General features: G+C 65.5%; 17 protein-coding genes. 10 read left to right on the plus strand and 7 right to left on the minus strand.

The features are described 5' to 3' along the window. Positions 1-7: 7 nt before the first annotated feature. Positions 8-1,534 (minus strand): Ppx/GppA phosphatase family protein, encoded by a 1,527-nt coding sequence (locus SALB1_RS04685; protein ID WP_109992801.1) that lies wholly within the window; start codon positions 1,532-1,534, stop codon positions 8-10. A gap of 112 nt (positions 1,535-1,646) precedes the next feature. On the opposite strand from SALB1_RS04685, the gene SALB1_RS04690 reads away from it, so the two are divergent. Further along, entirely contained in the window at positions 1,647-2,240 is a 594-nt protein-coding gene (locus SALB1_RS04690) for a C40 family peptidase (protein WP_199678694.1), read from the plus strand. Positions 2,241-2,385: 145 nt separating this feature from the next. Here SALB1_RS04690 and SALB1_RS04695 read toward each other — a convergent pair whose 3' ends face one another. The 4 genes from SALB1_RS04695 to SALB1_RS04710 form a co-directional block, all read right to left on the minus strand. Next, positions 2,386-3,591 carry an acyl-CoA desaturase gene (locus tag SALB1_RS04695; RefSeq protein ID WP_255414501.1) on the minus strand — a complete coding sequence of 402 codons (1,206 nt, stop codon included), beginning with the start codon at positions 3,589-3,591 and terminating at the stop codon, positions 2,386-2,388. Positions 3,592-3,740: 149 nt separating this feature from the next. After that, positions 3,741-4,577 (minus strand): tRNA 2-thiocytidine(32) synthetase TtcA, encoded by an 837-nt coding sequence (gene ttcA / locus SALB1_RS04700; protein ID WP_109992802.1) that lies wholly within the window; start codon positions 4,575-4,577, stop codon positions 3,741-3,743. A gap of 92 nt (positions 4,578-4,669) precedes the next feature. Further along, on the minus strand, positions 4,670-5,548 hold the full coding sequence (locus SALB1_RS04705; protein WP_109992803.1) for a fructosamine kinase family protein: 879 nt from the start codon (positions 5,546-5,548) through the stop codon (positions 4,670-4,672). Then, a complete protein-coding gene (locus SALB1_RS04710) occupies positions 5,545-6,423 on the minus strand; it encodes a 5'-3' exonuclease H3TH domain-containing protein (protein WP_109992804.1) in 879 nt (292 codons plus the stop codon). Before SALB1_RS04710 ends, SALB1_RS04705 begins: the two co-directional genes overlap by 4 nt. 68 nt (positions 6,424-6,491) lie before the next feature. On the opposite strand from SALB1_RS04710, the gene SALB1_RS04715 reads away from it, so the two are divergent. The 9 genes from SALB1_RS04715 to SALB1_RS04760 all read left to right on the plus strand — a co-directional run bounded on the left by SALB1_RS04715 (position 6,492) and on the right by SALB1_RS04760 (position 17,494). Continuing rightward, entirely contained in the window at positions 6,492-7,262 is a 771-nt protein-coding gene (locus SALB1_RS04715) for a hypothetical protein (RefSeq protein WP_109992805.1), read from the plus strand. A gap of 203 nt (positions 7,263-7,465) precedes the next feature. Then, complete coding sequence (locus SALB1_RS04720) at positions 7,466-8,665, plus strand: NAD(P) transhydrogenase subunit alpha (protein ID WP_109992806.1); 1,200 nt, start codon at positions 7,466-7,468, stop codon at positions 8,663-8,665. Between the two features lie 30 nt (positions 8,666-8,695). Beyond that, on the plus strand, positions 8,696-8,980 hold the full coding sequence (locus SALB1_RS04725; protein WP_109992807.1) for an NAD(P) transhydrogenase subunit alpha: 285 nt from the start codon (positions 8,696-8,698) through the stop codon (positions 8,978-8,980). Between the two features lie 34 nt (positions 8,981-9,014). Then, positions 9,015-10,412, plus strand: a complete 1,398-nt coding sequence (locus SALB1_RS04730) for an NAD(P)(+) transhydrogenase (Re/Si-specific) subunit beta (protein WP_109992808.1) — start codon at positions 9,015-9,017, stop codon at positions 10,410-10,412. A gap of 101 nt (positions 10,413-10,513) precedes the next feature. After that, the gene (locus tag SALB1_RS04735; RefSeq protein ID WP_158590626.1) at positions 10,514-11,107 is read left to right on the plus strand and encodes a CoA pyrophosphatase; all 594 of its coding nucleotides are present in this window, start codon (positions 10,514-10,516) and stop codon (positions 11,105-11,107) included. 281 nt (positions 11,108-11,388) lie between these two features. Next, a complete protein-coding gene (locus SALB1_RS04740) occupies positions 11,389-13,590 on the plus strand; it encodes a primosomal protein N' (RefSeq protein ID WP_109992810.1) in 2,202 nt (733 codons plus the stop codon). A 441-nt stretch (positions 13,591-14,031) separates the two neighbouring features. Beyond that, positions 14,032-14,316: a hypothetical protein gene (locus tag SALB1_RS04750; protein WP_109992812.1), complete on the plus strand. Its 285-nt coding sequence runs from the start codon at positions 14,032-14,034 to the stop codon at positions 14,314-14,316. Between the two features lie 635 nt (positions 14,317-14,951). Next, a complete protein-coding gene (gene argS / locus SALB1_RS04755; protein WP_109992813.1) occupies positions 14,952-16,619 on the plus strand; it encodes an arginine--tRNA ligase in 1,668 nt (555 codons plus the stop codon). 32 nt (positions 16,620-16,651) lie between these two features. Next, the gene (locus SALB1_RS04760; RefSeq protein ID WP_109992814.1) at positions 16,652-17,494 is read left to right on the plus strand and encodes an SPOR domain-containing protein; all 843 of its coding nucleotides are present in this window, start codon (positions 16,652-16,654) and stop codon (positions 17,492-17,494) included. A gap of 5 nt (positions 17,495-17,499) precedes the next feature. On the opposite strand, the gene SALB1_RS04765 is transcribed toward SALB1_RS04760, so the two are convergent. Then, positions 17,500-18,654, minus strand: a complete 1,155-nt coding sequence (locus SALB1_RS04765) for a transporter substrate-binding domain-containing protein (RefSeq protein WP_109992815.1) — start codon at positions 18,652-18,654, stop codon at positions 17,500-17,502. Between the two features lie 75 nt (positions 18,655-18,729). Continuing rightward, positions 18,730-20,901: a DNA helicase II gene (uvrD, locus tag SALB1_RS04770; protein ID WP_109992816.1), complete on the minus strand. Its 2,172-nt coding sequence runs from the start codon at positions 20,899-20,901 to the stop codon at positions 18,730-18,732. Between the last annotated feature and the right edge of the window lie 47 nt (positions 20,902-20,948).

Genomic DNA, 20,948 nt, shown 5'->3' on the forward strand with positions numbered 1-20,948 from the left:
ATCACAGCTAGCGACCGCTCGCCGCCTCCGGGATCGTCGTTTCCACGAGATCGAGGGTGAGCCCCGCCTTGGCCAGACGTTCGCTCTCGTGCTCCAGATCGGCCCGGGTGAGCGGGCGCTCGGCCAGCCAGTCGGCATCGACCGAAACGGTGAGCGTGGCATCGCCGTGCGCGAGCGTCACCGGCGGTCGCGTGGCCGGATTGCGCCCGCGATGCAGAATCACGGCGATGCGTAGCGCCAGCACGATATCCCGGGTTCGAGCCTGCCAGGCGGACGGCAGCGTATTGATCAGTTCGGTACGCAGGCGTCCGCGGTGCAGGCGCACGATGGTCGCCAGCAGGTGCTGGTCCATCTGCGAGAAGCCGCGGATATCGGCGTTGTTGAGCAAATACTCGCCGTGCTTGTGATAAGCCCGATGCGCCACAGCCAGGCCGATTTCGTGCAGCATGGCCGCCCAGCGCAACACCCGGGCCGCCTCCGCCATGCCCTCCGGGAGCTGATCGCCCTGGTGGCCGGATCGCCAGAGCCGAGCCGCGGTTTCGGCCACGCGCCGGCCGTGATCGCGATCGATGACGAAACGATGCGCAGCATCGTCGACGCCGTCGTCGCGCGAGTCGTGCGCCGACAGGCGGCCCAGCAGGTCGCTGATCACCCCTTCCCGCAACGCCTTGTCCGAGACCTGCATGGCGGTCACGCCAAGGCTTTCGAATATGCCGGCAAGCACCGCCAGACCACCGGCGAAGATCGCGCGGCGTTCGCTCGAGACCCCGTCCGGGGCCAGCTTGTCCACGGAGCCCGCCTTGCACAGACGCCGCGCGAGCTTGGCCAGCGCCTCGCTCGTGATCGTCGCCCCGGGCGCGTCCGCGTCGACCGCGCGCGCGATCGACTTGATGCTGCCGGAGGCCCCCAGCGCCACCGACCAGCCCAGTTCGCGGTAATCGTACGCCAGCGGCTCCAGCGCCAGGCGCGCCTCCGTGACCGCCGCCTTCCACTTTGCCTTGTCGACACGCCCGTCGGCAAAGAAGCGCGTGGTGTGTGTAACCGCCCCGAGCGCCACGCTCTCCGCCCGGCGCACCTGGGCACCACGACCAATCACCAGTTCGGTCGAGCCGCCGCCGATATCCACCACGAGCCGCTGCGCGTCAACGGCTTCCAGGTCTTCGGCCACCCCGGCATAGATCAGGCGGGCCTCTTCGACCCCGTAGATGATCTCGATCGGGTGCCCCAACGCGGCCTCGGCGCGGGCGATGAATTCATCGGCGCCCCGAGCCTGGCGCAGGGTATTGGTCCCGACCACACGCACCCGGGCCTCGTCCAGCTGGGCCAGCCGCTGGCCGAAGCGGGCCAGACAATCGAGCGCGCGCTGCTGGGTTGCCGCATCGATCCGGCCGTCGGCCGAAAGCCCGCCCGCCAGTCGTACCGACTCCTTGATGCGATCCAGTACGCGCCTCTGGCCCTGCTCGGCCCGGACGATAAGCATGTGAAAACTGTTGGAACCGAGGTCGACGGCGGCGACCGTGACGGGCAGATTCATACGGCGGGGCTTTTCAAGTCGCAGTTCATGCGACTATCTTAAGCAGCTTGGGCAGGGGTTGCGAGGGCACGGCTTGACGAGCACGACAACGGACGGCACAAGCCCGACAGCCATGGCGCTGGCCCAACGGGCGGCGACACCGCCCCGCCTGCGCAGCTACCGCCTGCTCATCATCGTCGCCGTTGCTCTGGCGGCGGGCGGATGCGCCAGCCAGGGGCTGCAGCGGGGCCATTCCGACCTCAGCCGGGCCGGTGGCGGCTCGAAGTATCGCGACAAAAGCGAAAGCGCCGAATCCGACCTCGGTATGCGCGCCGGCGCGACAGCCAGGCTGGACGCCGCGCTGCATCGGGTCTATGAACGCTGGGCGGGCACGCCGTATCGTTACGGCGGCCAGAGTCGCAACGGCGTTGATTGTTCGAGCTTCGTGCGCCAGACGGTGGATCGGGTCGAGTCCTACGAACTGCCGCGTACCGCCGTGGCACAGGCGCAGGTCGGGATGTCGGTCCCGCGCCGGAACCTCAAGGCCGGGGATCTGGTGTTCTTCAAGACCGGTGCCGTGTCGCATCATGTCGGCATCTACCTCGGCCGCGGGCGCTTCATGCATGCCTCGAGCAGCCAGGGCGTGACCATCTCGCGCCTGGACAATGTGTACTGGCGCAATCACTACTGGCAAGCACGGCGCATTCCCGGCAATCGCCAGATGTGATCGCCGATCGCGGCGACACGCCGCGGCCCGTGTTCGGCACACCCTTCACGATAGCGCGCCCCGCTACCCTGCGGTAAACCAAAAAAAGCCCGCGACGGTTACCGTCGCGGGCCGATGATGACCGACGTCTCGGTTCTTCGAGCCCTCAGATCTGTTGCACGCGTCCCTGGTCGGACTGCGCCTGCTCGATCAGCCGATGGGCGACCGAACGACGCAGCATGTCCTGGGCCCGCTCGATGGCCCGGTCCAGGCCTTCATGGCGGATCTTGAACTGCTTGTGTGCGCGGGCCTTGAGCTCATCCACGCTCGGGAATTCCGGCAACTCGACCTCGGCCAGATAGGCCTCGGCCGCGCTCCATTTGTCGCGCGCGTGGTTGCGCAGGTCGTCCATGACGTGGCTGCCTTCCCAGCGCTCGCGGATGTTCGCGCTGATGCGATCGGCCGAGAAACCGGCCGCGATGTAGACCGCGCACTTGTCGATAATCTTCTGCGTCGGCGGCTTCTCGTTGGCGAGAATCGACTTCGGCGGCTGGCGCAGATCCCAGACCAGACCGACCTTGGAGAGCGCGACCAGCATGTAGTAGGTCGGATCGAACTCCCACCAGAAGAAGCCGTTGCGCGCGGTGGCCGGATAGTAGTGATGGTTGTTGTGCCAGCCCTCGCCCATGGACAGGATCGCCATCAGCCAGTTGTTGCGCGAATCATCGCCGGTCAGATAACGCTGGCGACCGAACATATGGTCCAGCGAGTTGATCGTGAACGTGGCGTGATAGACCAGGATGGTCGACAGCAGGAAGCCCACCAGAAAACCCGACCAGCCGCCTAGCAGCGTGCAGATCACGGCCGTGATGATGCCCGGCATGTACTGGTGGCGCTCGATCCAACGCAACTCCGGATACTTGGAGAAGTCCTTGATCAGGTCCATGTCCGGGTTGGAGCGCGCCTCGCGATAGACCCAGCCGATGTGGGCGTCGAAGAAGCCGTAGTGACGCGGCGAATGCGCATCCTCGGGCTCGTCGGTATCACGATGGTGCTCGCGATGCTTGGCCGACCACCAGAGCGGGCCTTTTTGCATCGCGGTGGCGCCGAGAAACGCCAGAATGAACTGGAACACGCGGCTGGTCTTGTACCCGCGGTGCGAGAAATAACGGTGATAGCCGGCGGTGATGCCGAATACGCGGGTCACGTAAAGGAAAACGCACAGCGACACCGATACCCAGGTGAAACCGGTCCACCAGATACCGATCAGGCCCAGATGCATGATCCCCATGGGCAGGAAGTTCCACCAATCGAAGTGGTCGTCCATGTGCTGGTTCTGGGGGAACCGCAACCGCTTGGTTTTTTCGCTCATTGCTTGGCGAGCCTCGTCAGAAATCGTCAGTCTTTTAGCCGCAGTGTACAAACGTGCACAGCGTGTCCGTGAGTATGCGGAGGTTGAGAATCGTTTTCAAGAACTCGCCCTCTTATTCGTCCATGCCACCGGTGCCGGGCCGCGGATCGTCATGTATCCGCGTCGGTTTCCAGGCCCGCGAAATCGAACAGCGCGCCATCGGCCATCTGCGACGGCGCGATTCGCGTCATCGATCGGAAGATGCGCTCACTGCGCCCCGGGTCCTCGGCCTCCCAGGCCGCCAGCATCGCCTTGACGTTCTGGCGCGCCAGATTCTCCTGCGAGCCGCACAGATTGCAGGGAATGATCGGGAACTGCCTGAGCCGGGAATATTTCTCGATCTCGGCCTCGGCGCAGTACGCCAGCGGCCGGATCACGACGTTGTCGCCGTCGTCGGACTTCAGCTTCGGCGGCATGGCCGCCAGGCGCGCACCGTGGAACATGTTCAGGAACATGGTTTCCACGATGTCGTCGCGGTGATGGCCGAGCGCGATGCGGGTGAAGCCGTTCTCGCGCGCATAGCGATACAGAATGCCGCGGCGCAGACGCGAGCACAGTCCGCACATGGTCGCACCCGGTGCGATCTTCTCCGTGACCACCGAGTAGGTGTCGCGCTCGATAATGTCGTAGTCGACGCCAAGCCCGGCCAGGTAATTCGGCAGAATATGCTCGGGAAAACCGGGCTGTTTCTGATCGAGATTGACCGCCCGCAGGGTGAACGACACCGGGGCGACCTGCTGCAGATGAAGCAGCGTATCCAGCAGGGTATAGCTGTCCTTGCCGCCGGACAGGCAGACCATGATGCGCTCGCCGTCGCGGATCATGCCGTAATCGACGATCGCCTGGCCGGCCTGGCGACGCAGCCGCTTGGTCAGTTTTTCGGCCGCATTCGAACCGGGCGTCAGTCCGGTCGGGGCACGGGTATCGAGAACGGGAATATCGCTCATGGCGCGCCGCGCGCTGGAAATGAATCGACGCTCATTGTACCGGCGCGTCGATCGGCGCCGCTACGCCCGGCCGGCGCGCGCCGGCAACGAACTCAGACACGCGCGACGAGCTGGTCCATCACGCGCCGCGCCTGGGCCGCATAACCGCCGCCGAACAGACGCGCGTGATTGAGCAGGTGATGCAGTTGATACAACGGCCGCCGGATCTCGCGATAGCCCGGCGATGCCGGCCAGGCGCCCCAGTAGGCTTCGTAGAAATCGGGGGAGAAGCCCCCGAACAATTCAGTGAGCGCGAGATCGGTCTCGCGATCGCCATAATAGACGGCGGGATCGTAGATCACCGGCCGGCCGGCACGGTCGGCCCCGGCGTTGCCGCCCCAGAGGTCGCCGTGCAGCAGCGAGGCCTCGGGTTTATGGCCAGCCAGCAGATCCGGCAGGACAGCCAGCAGCCGATCACCCGCGCGCGCGAGTTCGGGATAATCCGGCGCGAGCGCGTCGAGCATTACGGCCAGGCGATTCTCGCGCCAGAACTCAGTCCAGTCGGCATGGCGGGCATTGTGCTGGGTGTTCGGGCCGAGCGTGTTGTCACGCTCCCAGCCGTGGCGCGTGGCCACGATGCCATGCATCTCGGCCAGCCCTTCGCCAAGCCGCGTCATCGACGCCCGCGTCGGCCGCGCCAGTTCGAGATATTCGAGCACGATGAAGGCGGTATCAGCGCTGGCCGCGACCGCGATCGGCTCGGGTACCCGCAGCAGCGTGGCCTGTCGCAGCTCCGACAGCCCGGCCGCCTCGGCCTGGAACATGGCGTGCCGGTCGGCCCGGTTGGTCTTGACGAAGAAACGGCGCTCGCCGTCGGAAACCACATGTGCCTGGTTGATGTCGCCGCCGAGCGCCGTGCGGTGATCGACCACGGTGAACGGGCGCCCGGTGGCCGCGCCGATCGCGGATTCGATGGCCGCCCAGTCGCTCATATCGCCTCACTCTCGGCCTCGAGGCCGAGTTGACCGCGCAGCCGCGGGCCCACGCCGTGTTCGTCGCACAGTTGTTGCAGACGCGCCGTGTCGGGCGCCCGTCGGGCGATGTCGCGCTGCGCGGCATCGAGCGCGATATCGCGCACCACGGTGGCCAGGCGCCGCGACAATCGCGCCTGCTCGGCATGGGTCTCGAGCCGGGTCGCCAGCGCTTTCGCACCGCGCAGGTCGGCCGCGCGCACGGCGTCGATATCGGCCAGCAGAGTGTCGATATCGGCAAAGCGCGACAATAACGCCGCCGCCGTCTTGGCGCCGATGCCGGGCACGCCCGGGATGTTGTCGACCGTGTCGCCGACCAGGGCGAGATAATCGGGGATCGCGGCCGGCGCCACGCCGAAACGCGCGCGAATCGCAGCCGCGTCGTAGCGGGTTTCGCGGGCGTAGTCCCAGAGGATGTCGCCCGAGCCCAGAATCTGGGCCAGATCCTTGTCCGAGGTCACCATCGTGACCGGTTCGTCGGCCGCGGCGGCCAGCGTAGCGATCAGATCGTCCGCTTCATACCGGGGGCTGGACAGGGTTGCCACGCCGAGCGCCTCGGTGATCGCCCGGCAGACGCCGATCTGATTCACCAGGTCCGCCGGCGGCTGTTCGCGGTTGGCCTTGTAATCGGCGAAGAACTCGTTGCGAAACGAATGGGTCAGCGATTCGTCGAATGCGGCCGCGACGTATGTCTCGTCAGTGGTCGCGAGCAAGGCAGTCAGAAACCCGACATAGCCATGCACGGCGTTCAGCGGGCGGCCATCGGCGCCGGTGATAGAGTCCGGCAGCGCATGAAACGCCCGGAAGATATAGACACTGGCGTCGATCAGCAGCATGTGGGTAGTGTACTGACCGACGCCCGGCCTGCGCCATGCGCTACCGGCATCCCATTCGGAGACGCTCTATGATTCGCATGATATGGCGCGCGCTCGCCGTGGCTGCCCTGATCGGCCTCACCGGCATGGCAAGCGCCGTTCAGGCCGATACCACCCTGACCTACGTGGGCGCCAGCGGCCAGTACAAGGTCTATATCACGCCCGATGCCGTGCGCATCGACGGCGACGGCAGCGGCTGGCAGCTGTACAAACGCGGCGACCCGGCGATCATCTCGGTGTCGCCGAAGGATCAGACCTATACCCGGCTCGACAAGAACACGGCCGGCGAAATTCGCCACCAGATGAATGCGTTGCGCGCCCGAATCGACCATCGCCTGCAACAGCTGCCCCCGGATCAACGCCGGGCCGCCCGCGCGGCCATGGCCGAAAAAATTCCCGGACTGAACGGCAAACCGCAGTCCATCGGACTGGATCATACCGGGGCCACCGACAAGGTGGATGGCATTGCCTGCCAAGTCATCCAGGTCGTTCGCGGCGGCCGGCCGGCGCACAAGATGTGCGTGGCCAGCGCCGAGGCGCTGGGGCTGTCCAGCGATAGCTTCCATACCGTGAAATCGATGTTCGCCTTGTTGCGCGACATGCTCGCCGGCACCGGCCTGGAAGGCATCGGCCTGCCATACCGTAATCTTTCGGGCATGCCGATTCGCTTCCACGACAGCCTGTCCGGTGAACAGCGCACCCTCACCGCGTTGAACCACAAACCCATTGCCGACAGCCGTTTCGAGATTCCCGGCAACTATGTCGAGAAGAAACCCGAGGCCCCGTCCGCCAGTCGTTAAAGCCACAGCGCGAACAACAACTGGCCTGGAATATCAATTCCCATTCGAAATAAATGAAAAGCATATTCTTATACCCTCGCTATCTAACCGAAACTATGGTTAGACTTTAGGCACCGGTGAGTCACCGGCCAGGGAGATACGGCCGCCCGCCGGCCGACATATAACAACACCATCGACGACTCGAACACGGGCCGAACAAGAATATGACCGTATCGATTGCTGTAGCGAAGGAGACGGCAGCGGGCGAGAAGCGCGTTGCCATGGTGCCCAAGATCGCCGCGAAGCTCACCAAGCTCGACGTGGCGCTCACCGTCGCCAAGGGCGCTGGCGAGGGCAGCCGCATTCCCGACGAATCCTACGACGAGCGCGTGACGCTGTCGGGGCGGGCCGACGAGATCTACGCCGCCGATGTGGTGCTCGCGGTCAATGCGCCTGAAGTCAAACAAATCAACAAAATGAAGAAGGGGTCGGTGCTGATCAGCTTCGTCCAGGGGCACAACAACCCCGATGTGGTCGAGGCGCTGCAGAACAACGGCATCACCTGCTTTGCCATGGAACTGGTCCCGCGCATCAGCCGGGCCCAGTCGATGGATGCGCTGTCTTCCCAGGCCAATGCCGCCGGCTACAAGGCGGCATTGATTGCCGCCAATGCGCTGGAACGCTTCCTGCCCATGCTGACCACGGCCGCCGGCACCATCCGGCCGGCCAAGGTACTGGTCATCGGCGCGGGCGTGGCCGGCCTGCAGGCCATCGCCACCGCCGGGCGCCTCGGCGCCAAGGTCTACGGCTACGATGTGCGCACCGACACCAAGGAACAGGTGGAATCGCTGGGCGCCGAGTTCCTGGTGGCCAAGGGGATCAAGGCCGAGGCCGACGGCGGCTATGCGCGCGAACTGACCGACGAGGAAAAAGCCCAGCAGCAACAGATGCTGGTCGACAACATGGCCGATGCCGACGCCGTGATCACCACGGCCGCCGTGCCCGGCAAGCCGGCGCCCAAGATCGTGTCCAAGGCCATGGTCGAGGCCATGAAGCCCGGCGCAGTGCTGGTCGATCTGGCGGCAGCCGGCGGCGGCAACTGCGAGCTGACCAAGCCCGACGAGATCGTTACCCATGGCGCGGTCACCATCCACGGCCCGTCCAACGTACCGTCCCTGCTGGCCGAGCACGCCAGCGAAATGTATGCCCAGAACGTATTCAACTTCCTGCAGCTGATCGTGGTCGAGGACGAAGGCCAGGACGACGCCAAGCCGGGCGAAAAGAAACACAAGCTCGCCTTCGACTGGGAGGACGAGATCCTGGCCAAGTCGGTGCTGACCCGCGACGGCGAACTGGTCAACGAAACGGTCAAGGCCGCGCTCGACGCCGCCGTTCAAGCGCGCAACGCTGAACAGAACACTTAGATTCGAGAAAGCATTCGGGGAGAGACGATCATGATTACGGGTTTTGTAGCGCTGTATATCTTCATGCTGGCCGCCTTCACCGGCTACGAGATCATCGGCCGTGTACCCAGTATCCTGCACACGCCGCTGATGTCGGGCTCGAACTTCGTTCACGGCATTGTGCTGGTCGGCGCGATGGTCGCGCTCGGCAACGCCGACGGTTTCTGGGAGACCCTGATCGGCTTCGTGGGCACGATGCTGGCCGCGGGCAACGCGGTGGGCGGTTATGTCGTGACCGAGCGCATGCTCGAAATGTTCAAGTCCTCCAAGGACTGATCCAAGAACAACCACGATAATAAAGGGGTCACCTATGGGTTTCTGGGGCTTTCTGGTCAACGCGAGTTATTTCGTCGCCGCGGTGCTGTTCATCTACGGCCTGAAGCAGATGGGCTCGCCGCGCACCGCGCGCAACGGCATCAAGGTCGCCGGCGCCGGCATGCTGGTAGCGACGATCTTCACCTTCTTCCATCCGGCCATTCACGCGAGCGCCTGGCACTACATCCTGATGATCGTGGCCATCGCCATCGGCGGGTCCGCGGCCTGGATCTCGGGCAAACGCGTGCAGATGACGGCCATGCCGCAAATGGTCGCGCTGTACAACGGCATGGGCGGCGGCGCGGCCGCGGCCATCGCGCTGGTAGAGATGTACTCGCACGAGGCGTTCTCGGCCGGTTTCGGGCTGATCATCATGGCCGTTGTGGGCGCGCTGATCGGCGGCGTGTCGTTCGCCGGCTCGCTGATCGCCTGGGCCAAGCTGGAAGGCAAGCTGACCCGCGCGTTCCGCATCCCGGGCCAACAGATTGCGACGCTGGCGCTGGCCGTGCTGATCGTGATCTTCGGCTGGGCGATCGTGGCGTCCGATTTCTCGGCGCCGGTGCTGGTCACGGTGTTCTTCTTCATGAGTCTGGCCTTCGGCGTGTTGCTGACGATCCCGATCGGCGGCGCCGACATGCCGGTCGTGATCTCGATGTACAACGCCTTCACCGGTCTGGCGGTGGCCTTCGAAGGCTATGTCATCGACAACACGGCGATGATCATCGCCGGCATGGTGGTGGGCGCGGCCGGTTCGCTGCTGACCTATCTCATGGCCAAGGGCATGAACCGCTCGCTGACCAACGTGCTGTTCGCCGGCTTCGGCGTGGATGAGGGCAGTCAGGCCGAAGACCCCGAGGGCGAAATGAAGTCGGTCGAGGCCTTCGACGCCTCGGCGTCCATGGCCTATGCCGATTCCCTGATCATCGTGCCGGGCTACGGTCTCGCCGTGGCGCAGGCCCAGCACAAGCTCTGGGAGTTCGTTCAGGCGCTGCAGAAGGAGCACGGCGTGGACGTGAAGTTCGCCATCCATCCGGTGGCGGGCCGCATGCCCGGGCACATGAACGTGCTGCTGGCCGAAGCGGGCGTGCCCTACGACCTGATCTACGACCTGGAAGAAATCAATCCCGAGTTCGGCGCGGCCGATGCCGCGCTCGTGATCGGCGCCAACGACGTGGTCAACCCGGCCGCCAAGGAGGACAAGGGCAGCCCCATCTACGGCATGCCGATCCTCAACGTCGATGCCGCGCGCGAGGTCTACGTGATCAAGCGCGGCAAGGGCACGGGCTTTTCCGGCGTGACCAACCATCTGTTCTTTGGCGAAAACACGCGCATGGTATTCGGCGACGCCAAGCAGGTTTGTGCCGACCTGACCAGCGGGCTCAAGCAGATCTAGTCGCGCTCCGGCCGTCGAATCGTGCTCGCAAGCCGCCCATCCGGGCGGCTTTTTTCATGTCCCGATGCAGCCATCGACGATCGGCCGTATCCTCGACGGTCATGCATGAGCTCGCCCCACTCATCGCCCGCCTGCAGCGCCATCGCGCACGGCGCAATCCGTTGCGTCGGCGACTCAAGCGCGCCGCGGTGGCCGCACTGCTGCGCGATTCGCGCCAGGGCGCCGAAGTCCTGGTGGTCGAACGCGCGCATCGCCCGGGCGATCCCTGGTCCGGCGACATGGCCCTGCCCGGCGGGCGCATCGAGGCCGTCGACGAGGCCAGCGCGTCGCGCGCGGCCTGTCGCGAAACCGCCGAGGAAATTGGCGTGGCAATCGATCGATCACTCGGCATTGGCCGGCTCTGCGACCAGCTCACACTCGATCATCGTCGGCGCCGACCGATGGTGATATCGCCGTTCGTTTATCGCTGGCCGCGCGATGCGACGATCACGACGAACGCCGAAATCGCCGACTGGACCTGGGTACCGCTGGCCTGGCTCGACGAGCCCGCGAATCGGGGGCGGTTCACCTGGCGCGTTCGCGGCGTGCCCAAGTCGATGCCCTGCTACGACTGCGGCGATGGTCGCCGGATCTGGGGCCTGACCCTGCTCATGCTCGACGAGCTGCGCCGCGCCGGCCCCGGGGGGCGCGGATGACGGCATCCAAACTGCCCGGCCGCGTCACATCCTGTATCGCCGCATCAGGCGCTGCGGTCGCGAATACAGCATCGAATACACAACCAATTGTGCACAAATCCACAGTGTTGCCTTCTTGTCGCAAACCCACGCGCCGCGCATAAGCCGCGCAAAATACGACCGCAAGCATCTGATTAAAATATATATTTATTAACACTTTCATGACGGCGGCAATATTAGCTTGTTCCTATGAATGAACCGTCCCGATTTCATCCACGTACTTATCCACAGGCGCTAGAGCGTTGAGCGAGCAGGCTTCCCCCGTTGTTCGAGTCGCCGTCCCCGTGCCGCTTTACGGCACTTTCGACTACCTTATCGCGCCGGATGCGGCGGTATCGGTGGGCGCGCGTGTCCAGGTTCGCTTCGGGCGCCGACCGCTGGTGGGCGTGATCGTGGCCGTCGATGTGGCAAGCCAGGTCGCGGTGGACAAGCTCAAACCCGTGTTGCGGGTGCTGGACGACACCCCCTTGTTCGACGACGCGCTGCTCAAGCTGCTGCGCTGGACCGCCCGTTATTATCACCATCCGCTCGGCGATACGCTGGCCACTGCGTTGCCGGCGGCCCTGCGGCGGACCCGGAGCGCTGCCGACAGCGATAGTACCCGCAATCGCGGCTGGCAGGCCGTGGCCGAGCCACCGGCCGATGCCGAGACCACACTCCCCCGCGCGCCGCGCCAGCGAGAGCTGCTCGCTGTCATTCGCGCGGCCGATAACGCCGTGGCCCACAGCACATTGCTGGCCCGCTTTCCCGGCGCCGGGCGGCCATTGCAGGCGCTGGCCGAGCGCGGCCTGATCGAGGCCATCGAGCTGCCGGGCGGGCTGGAGACCGGCAGCGCCGGCGCCCCGCCGCCGCTGACCGCCGACCAACAGGCGGTCGTGGATCGGCTGCGCGAGGCCAATGGCTTTGCGCCGGCGTTGATCGAAGGCGTGACCGGTTCCGGCAAGACCGAGATCTATTTCCAGCGCATGGCCGACACCCTGGCTGCGGGCCGCCAGGCCCTGTTTCTGGCGCCGGAGATCGGCCTCACGCCGCAGCTCATCGATCGCCTGCGCGCGCGCTTTGCGGCGGCGATCGGCGTGCTGCATTCCCAGCGCAGCGACGGCGAACGGGCCGATGTCTGGCGCGCGGCGGCGGCCGGCGAGGCCGACATCGTGATCGGCACGCGCTCGGCCGTGTTCACGCCCATGCCGCGGCTCGGCCTGATCATCGTCGACGAAGAGCACGACGGCTCCTACAAGCAGGGCGACGGGCTGCGCTACCACGCCCGCGATGTGGCCTTGAAGCGCGCCCAGGACGCCGCTATTCCCGTTCTGCTGGGCAGTGCCACGCCCGCGCTGGAAACCCTGCACAACGCCCGCGCCGGGCGCTTCGATCATCTCCGGCTGGCCCGGCGCGCCACCGGTGCGGCCCTGCCGGCGATCCGGCTGATCGACATCCGCTCGCGCCCGCTCGACGGCGGCCTGTCCGACCCGCTGATCAACCGCATCCGGCCGCATCTGGAGGCCGGCAATCAGGTGATGATCTTCATCAACCGGCGCGGCTTCGCCCCAGCCCTGCTCTGCCACGACTGCGGCTGGAGCGCGCCCTGTCATCGCTGCGATGCGCCGATGACTATCCATGGCGCGATGAGCCGGCTGATCTGTCACCACTGCGGCAGTGCCGAAAATGCGCCGACCACCTGCCCATCGTGCGGCAGCGAAACGCTAGTCGCACTCGGCGCCGGCACCCAGCGCGTAGCGGGCGCGCTGCGCAGTCATTTCCCCGACGTTTCCATCGCCCGCTTCGACCGCGACAGCATGAGCCGCCGCGGCCGGCTCGAAGCCCAGCTCGCCGATGTCGCCAGCGGCAAGACGCAACTGCTGGTCGGCACCCAGATGCTGGCCAAGGGCCACGATTTCGCGCGCCTGACCTGTGTCGGCGTACTGGATGTCGACGGCGGCCTGTTCTCGGCCGATTTCCGCGCCACCGAGCATATGGCCCAGGTCGTCACCCAGGTTGCCGGCCGTGCCGGCCGTGCCGACCGGCCGGGGGAAGTCTGGCTGCAGACGCGCAACCCCGAACACCCGATGCTGGTACGCCTGCTGGGCGGCGGCTATCCGGGCTTCGCCGAGGCCGCGCTGGCCGAGCGCGAGGCCACCGCACTGCCGCCCTACGGTCATCTCGCCCTGCTGCGCGCCGAAGCGCACGAGCAACAATATCCCCACGCCTTTCTGGCGGCGGCCGCTGAAACGGTCCCCATGGGGGGCGAGCTGGCCTGCTGGGGGCCGGTGCCGGCCCCCATGGCCCGGCGTGCCGGCCGCTATCGCGCGCATCTGCTGCTGCACGCGGCGCGTCGGGCCCTGCTGCATCCCGTTCTCGACCGCTGGCAGAGCCAGCTCGCCGAGCTGCCGGCCGCCCGGCGCGTGCGCTGGTCGATCGATGTCGATCCGCAGGATCTGTTGTAGCCGACGTTGTGCCTTTTGTGTTTCGGTCATCGCAGAAGACCGTCCGCAAATGAACGCGAAATACGCCAATAGCGGACTGGCATTTCGACCTGATGGATGAGCGGCGCCGTCGTGCTTTTCGGGCTTCGTTCGGCGAAGGAAATGATCCGCAGATTTCACAGATTACGCAGATGCGGTTGGGCTTTCGCGGCATAGCCGATTCGAGGCGCGAACCGGCGACGGAGTCGGCCAGCACGCCGAACTCGAAGGCTATCGTTGGGAACAAAGCACAGGCAGCCGTTCGCGCCCAGATCGAGCTAGCGTCCCTCACGACTAACCGCCATCTGCGTGAATCTGTGTCGATCTGCGGATAAACGCCTTAAGGAACGACGACAAAGGTCACGGGGAGCCCGAAACCAGGTCGGTCGCGAACCGGTCCGCAAATGAACGCGAAATACGCCAATGACGGACTGGCATTTCGACCTGACGGATGAGCGGCGCCGTTGTGCTTTTCGGGCTTCGTTCGTCGAAGAAAATGATCCGCAGATTTCGCAGATTACGCAGATGCGGTTGTACTTTCGCGGCATAGCAGATTCGAGGCGCGAACCGGCGACGGAGTCGGCCAGCACGCCGAACTCGAAGGCTATCGTTGGGAACAAAGCACAGGCAGCCGTTCGCGCCCAGATCGAGCTAGCGTCCCTCACGACTAACCGCCATCTGCGTGAATCGGTGTCGATCTGCGGATAAACGCCTTAAGGAACGACGACAAAGGTCACGGGGAGCCCGAAACCAGGTCGGTCGCGAACCGGTCCGCAAATGAACGCGAAATACGCCAATAGCGGACTGGCATTTCGACCTGACGGATGAGCGGCGTCGTTGTGCTTTTCGGGCTTCGTTCGGCGAAGAAAATGATCCGCAGATTTCACAGATTACGCAGATTCGGTTGTACTTTCGCGACGTAGCGGATTCGAGGCGCTAAAAGGCGACTGAGTTGAACAAAGCTTGCAACTCGAATAACTGGTTTGGGGGCGAAGCGCGCACAGCCGTTTGCGCCACGATCGAACCAATGCTCCCAAATGACGAATCGCCATCTGCGTGCATCTGTGTTGATCTGCGGACAAATGCCTTAAGGAACGAAGAGACAGGTCAAGCGGCGCCCCGAAACCAAGGAGGCCGAGAACCCAATCCGCCATTTGCGCTTTTGCGTTGATTTGCGGACTGAAAACGTGAAATGCCAACGAACCAGCGGCGACCGGCGCGACCCGGGCCTGAGCCGCGTGCCGAGACTGCGATCCAGTTTACTCGGGGCTGAAACATGGCCCGCGCCACTGGGCGGCGTTAGACTGCACGGTTTTCACCCGACCCTCTGCGTTGTTCTCGCCGTGAAAGCACTAGTCCAAGATCTGCTCGTCGACGCCGCCACCCGCGCCTGGCCCGATATCGACATCCCGGCGGATCCCCACGTCGAGCGCACACGCGACGCCGCGCACGGCGATTTCGCCTCCAACCTGGCCATGCAACTGACCAAGGCCGCACGCCGCAATCCGCGCGAGATCGCCCAGGCAATCGTGGATCAGCTCAGCGGCGACGAACGCATCGCCAGGGTCGAGATCGCCGGTCCCGGCTTCATCAACTTCTTCCTGGCGCCGGCGGCTTTCCGATCGGTGATCGACGATGTGCTGGCGGCCGGCGAAGCCTATGGCCGCTCGGATGAAGGCCAGGGCCGTAAGGTGCTGATCGAGTTCGTCTCGGCCAACCCGACCGGGCCGCTGCACGTCGGCCACGGCCGCCAGGCCGCGATCGGCGACTGCCTGGCCCGACTCTACGAGGCGATCGGCTGGGACGTCACCCGCGAGTTCTACTACAACGACGCCGGCAACCAGATCGAGATGCTGGCGAAATCGGTCGCCGCACGCTGCGCCGGGCTCACCCCCGAGGACGCCGACTGGCCGGAAGGCGGATATCGCGGCGAGTATCTTTCGGATCTGGCGAGCGCCTATCTCGAGGGCGCCACCGTGGTCGCCGACGATCGCGAGGTCACCGGCGCGGCCGACCCGAACGACATGCAGGCCATTCGCGAATTCGCGGTGGCCTATCTGCGCCGCGAACAGGACGAGGACCTGCGCGCCTTCGGCGTGGTATTCGACAACTACGCGCTGGAGTCGGCCCTGTATGCCGACGGCCGGGTCGAACAGACCGTCGCTGCGCTGGTCGCGGCCGGGCACACCTACGAGGCCGATGGCGCGCTGTGGCTCAAGACCACCGACTACGGCGACGACAAGGATCGCGTCATGCGCAAGGCCGAGGGTGGTTACACCTACTTCGTGCCGGATGTCGCCTATCACCGCGCCAAGTGGGAGCGCGGCTTCACCCACGCCATCAACGTCCAGGGCGCCGACCACCACGGCACCATCGCTCGTGTTCGCGCCGGGCTGCAGGCGTTGGATGTCGGCATTCCGGAAGGCTGGCCGGCGTACGTGCTGCACCAGATGGTCACCGTCATGCGCGGTGGCGAGGAAGTGAAACTGTCCAAGCGTGCCGGTTCCTACGTCACGGTGCGCGATCTCATCGACGAGGTCGGCCGCGACGCGACGCGTTATTTCCTGGTCGCGCGCAAGTCGGACTCGCATCTGACCTTCGATATCGACCTGGCCCGCAGCCAGTCGGAGGACAACCCGGTCTACTACATCCAGTACGCCCACGCGCGCATCGCCAGCGTGTTTCGTCAGCTCGACGAACAGGGCCTGGCGTATGATCGCGATTCGGCGGAGATGGCACGCCTGGATTCGGAACACGAGCAACGCCTGATCACGGCCTTGTCACGCTTCCCGGAAGTGGTCGCCGCCGCGGCCGCGGATTCGGCCGTGCAAAGCGTGGCGCATTATCTGCGCGATACCGCCGACGCATTTCACAGCTACTACAATGCGCAGAAATTCGTTATCGATGATGAGCCGTTACGCAACGCCCGTCTGACCCTGATCTCGGCCGCGCGTCAGGTGCTGGCGAACGGTCTCGCATTGATGGGTGTATCGGCGCCGGACCGGATGTAACGCAGTCTGCTTCGATCGAGAAGGTGTGGTAAATGGCCCGCGACTACTCTTCGCGCCGTAACAATCCGCCGGACAAAAACGGCAAGCGCAAGTCCGCCAAGCGGCCGACACCCGCCGCGCGCCCGGTGCGCTCGAAGCCGAAGACCCCGCCGCGTAAAAAGGGCGGCAGTGGCGGCGGCGCAGCGAGCCGTGGCGCTGGCGCTCCGGGCTGTATCTGGCTTTTGTGCGCTCTGTTACTCGGGGTGGCGGGCGTATCGGTCTATTACATCGCCAGCCGCCCGGCCGGCCACGGCCCGGAAAGCGTGAACGTCAAGCTCCCCGTCAATCAGTCCGGCGCGAGTTCGGGCAACAACGCCCCAAGCGCGGGCGGGACTTCGAGTCACGGCGCGGACAAGACCGAGGCCGCGTCCCCGGAGCAAAAGAAGAACCACCCGCGGTTCTCGTTCTACAAGATGCTGCCGAACTACAAGGTGGAAGTGCCGGCCGGACAGCAAGCCCAGCAACCGATCACCGACAACAAAGAGCCGCACGAAGTCGAGCCGTCCGCCAATACGCCGGCGCCCAGCGCGCCGAGCCATGCCGCCGATCACTCGAACGACACCGCGCACGCGTCGACGCCGTCGAAGTCGGACACGGCGGGCCCGGGCTACGTCATCCAGGCCGGCGCCTTCTCCACCGAGAAAGACGCGGATCACCGCAAGGCCCAGCTCGCCCTGCTCGGCGTGACCGCCGATATCGTCGATGTCCGGACCTCGTCGGGCAAAACGGTCTACCGGGTGCAGAGCAACACGCTCGAATCCAGCAATACCGCGCACTCGCTCGCCCAGCGGCTGCAATCGCACGGCATTGAAACCATGGTGCGGCACACGCACTGATCCGCTCAGGATGAGCCGACGAAGCGGGCCACGAGCCGATTCCAGTCGCTGCCGGCCAGCGTCGCCAGAATCGCCCGGTCGATCGGCTCACGCAGCGGGCTGCCCTGGGGCAGCGCGAAGGCATAGTCCTGACGCTCGAAGGTCGTGGCGAGCACCTGCAGCCGGTCCGGAAATACCTTACGGATACGGTATTTGAGCAACGGCGCGTCGTAGACTACGGCATCGACGCGATCATCGGCCAGCGCGGTCAGCGCCGCGTCCAGCGAATGCGTGGCACGAAAGCCGATACCGCGATCGGCGAGCGCGGCGGCGGCCGCGGAGCCGCTCACCGTCGCCACCCGGGCGTGGGCCAGATCGCTGACGCCCTGGATCCCGGTCGAGAGCCTGTCCACGGTCAGCGACGTGGCGATGGCGGCAGTGAAGCTGGAAATGATGATGATCGCCGCGAACATCCAGACCAGACCCACCAGGCGCCCGCCCAATGTGCGCGGCGACTTGTCGCCGTAGCCGACCGTGGTCATGGTCACCGCGGCCCACCAGAATCCGCTGCCCAGGCCCCTGAGCACGCCGCCGCCGAATTCCTCGCGGTTGTGACGGTGCTCGAAGGCCCAGACAACCACACCCACAAGCAACAACACGCCGGCCAGCGCCGCCAGCGCGGTGAAAAACGGCCAGGAGAACAGGTGCCGAATGGTCAGCCAGAGACTGCTGCCCTGCGACGCCGGCAGGGCGATCGCCAGACCGGTGGCATAGAACGGATAGGTGAAGTCCACCCGGGCCTCGCGCGGCTCGGTGACCGTAAGCGCGGCGACCGATACATCGAGACTGCCGTTTTCCAGCCCGGTGAACAGGCCCGGCAAATCGCGCTCGACATAATGGGTTTTCAGGCCCAGTTTCGCCGCCACCCGCTGCCACAGCGCAATCGACAGGCCGGTATAGCCGTTGGCGCCGTCGCGCATGACGAATGGCGGCGTGAGCTTGGTCCCCACAGTCAGTGTCTTGCCGCGCTCAGCGGGCGGCAGCGCGCCGGCGATACTCGCGTCGTCGGGCGCCATGCCGGCCGGCGCCGGGCCCTGCGCCGATGCCGCCGCCGGGCACAGCCCCGCCAGCAGACACAGCACCATCGCTGCCGCGCGTGCAGCGCTCCCCCGATACTGCATCGATCCCCCTGACCCCAAAAATTCGATCGATGCGCGAGTATAGCGCGGGTTACCGCGATTATCGGCGAGCAGGAATCAGATCGGATCGAGCTTGGCGTAACCGGCGATCAGCCATTTACTGCCGGCGCCATCGAAGTTGACCTGGACCCGGGCCCGCGCGCCGTCGCCCTCGAAGGCCAGTACGGTGCCCTCGCCAAATTTCTTGTGCATGACACGCTGGCCGAGCCCGAGCCCAGCGGATTTGCCTTCGTTGCGGCCGATCGGGCCGGGCCGGAACACCGGCTGGGAGATGCCGGCCTGGGGGCGGGTTTCGCGCAGATAATCGGACGGGATCTCGCGCAGAAAGCGTGACGGCGCGGCCAGATTCTCCTGGCCGTGCAGCCGGCGTACTTCGGCGTGCGAGAGATTGAGCTTTTCCATTGCCCGGGTCATGCCGACATAAGCCAGCCGGCGCTCTTCCTCCAGGCCATTGTCGTCCGCGACCGAGCGCTGGTGCGGAAACAGTCCTTCTTCCATGCCGACCATGAACACCAGCGGGAATTCCAGCCCCTTGGCGGCATGCAGCGTCATCAGCTGGACCGAATCATCCCACTCGCCGGCCTGGGCCTCGCCGGCTTCCAGCGAGGCATAGGCCAGGAACTGGGTGATCTCGTCCATGGTCTCGTCGTCGTCCGCGGTATACGCACGGGCGGCGGAAACCAGTTCGTCGAGGTTGTCCTTGCGGGCCTCGGCCTTTTCGTCGTTGCCCTTGCCGTGATGACCCTTGAGATCGGTAACCGCGATGACGTGCTCGGTGGCCTCGTGCAATGCCATGCCCTCGGCGCTGGCATCGAGTTCGTCGATGAGCCGGATGAAGTTCAGTACGGCGTTGGCGGCGCGCGCCGGCAGGCCCTGTTTGTTATCGGGGTCCGCCAGTTCGTAGGCCGCCTGCCAGAGATTCATGGCGCCGGCCCGGGCGTGGGTGCGGATCTTGTCGACCGTGGTGTTGCCGATGCCGCGGGTGGGCGTGTTCACCACCCGTTCGAAGGCGGCATCGTCGGAGCGCGACTGCATCAGCCGCAGATAGGCCAGCGCGTCCTTGATCTCGGCGCGCTCGAAGAACTTCTGGCCGCCGTAGATGCGATACGGGATCTCGGCGGCGATCAGGCGCTCTTCCAGCACCCGCGACTGGGCGTTGGAGCGATACAGGATCGCCACATCCGAACGCGCCCCGCCGTCGGCGATCCAGTTCTGGATGCGGGTGACGACGTGCTGGGCCTCGTCGTATTCGTTGAAAGCGGCATAGACATCGATCGGCTCACCGTCGGCGCCGGCAGTCCACAGCTCCTTGCCGAGCCGCGACAGATTGTGCCCGATCAGCCCGTTGGCCGCCGCCAGGATGGTGCCGGTCGAGCGATAATTCTGCTCGAGGCGCACGGTCCGGGTGCCGGCGAAGTCGTTCTCGAAACTGAGAATATTGTCGACCCGCGCACCGCGCCAGGAATAAATCGACTGATCGTCGTCGCCGACGATGAAGACCTTGCCGTGGGGGCCGGCGAGCAGCCGGATCCAGGCGTACTGCAGCGCGTTGGTATCCTGGAACTCGTCGACCAGCAGATGCGAAAAACGGCGACGATAGTGGGCCAGCAGGTCGGCGTTGTCGCGGCAGGTCTCGTAGGCACGTAGCAACAACTCGGGGAAATCCACCAGCCCGGCCGCCTCGCGCGCGTTCTCGTAGGCGGTATAGACCCGGATCATCTGGGATCGGGCGTAATCCCCGGTATCGGCCAGGTCTCGCGGGCGCTCGGCGTCTTCCTTGCAGCTGTTGATGAAGCCGGCCATCTGGCGCGGCGGCCAGCGCTGTTCGTCGATCTCCAGACCGCGCATGGCGCGCTTGACCAGGCGCAGCTGATCGTCCGAATCGATGATCTGGAACGTCTGCGGCAGCTTCGCTTCCTTGTAGTGCAGGCGCAGCAGCCGATGCGCGATACCGTGGAACGTGCCCACCCACATGGCGCGGGCCGGCACGCGCAGCATCGGCTCGAGGCGTGCGCGCATCTCGCCGGCGGCCTTGTTGGTGAAGGTCACCGCCAGGATCGACTGCGGCGAGACCCCTTCCACACCGATCAGCCAGGCAATGCGGTGGATGAGCACACGCGTCTTGCCGGAGCCGGCGCCGGCCAGCACGCGCATGTGCGCCGGCGGCGCGCCGACCGCTTCGCGCTGGGCATCATTGAGACCGTCGAGGATTGCGGATACATCGTCCATGCGCGGATTGTAACCAAAGGAGGACACCGGCAGTTCAGCAGACGCTG

This window comes from Salinisphaera sp. LB1 (assembly GCF_003177035.1).
In the GTDB taxonomy this organism is placed as follows: Bacteria; Pseudomonadota; Gammaproteobacteria; order Nevskiales; family Salinisphaeraceae; genus Salinisphaera.